At 39.4% G+C, this 274-nt stretch carries 1 pseudogene; it reads left to right on the plus strand.

Annotated features, from left to right (window positions below):
* Window positions 1–49: 49 nt before the first annotated feature.
* A pseudogene (locus tag QWY28_RS23770) lies at window positions 50–274 on the plus strand (ABC transporter ATP-binding protein); the annotation flags it as partial.

Genomic DNA, 274 nt, shown 5'->3' on the forward strand with positions numbered 1-274 from the left:
GAATGATATTCAACAGATTCAGATGCTGACGGTAATGATGCTGAGATTGGTGATCTATGCACCGATTCTTGGACTGGGTGGTGTGTTTAAAGTATTCCACACAAATGTATCGATGTCATGGATCATCGCACTTGCGGTAGCTCTGATCTTATGTGTTGTGATTGTATTGTTTGTTGTGGCAATGCCGAAATTCAAGATGTTGCAGAATCTGGTAGACAAATTAAATCTGGTAACAAGAGAAATATTGACAGGACTTACTGTTATCCGTGCATTT

The organism is Nocardioides oceani (genome assembly GCF_030412965.1).
Taxonomy (GTDB): Bacteria; Actinomycetota; Actinomycetes; order Propionibacteriales; family Nocardioidaceae; genus Nocardioides; species Nocardioides oceani.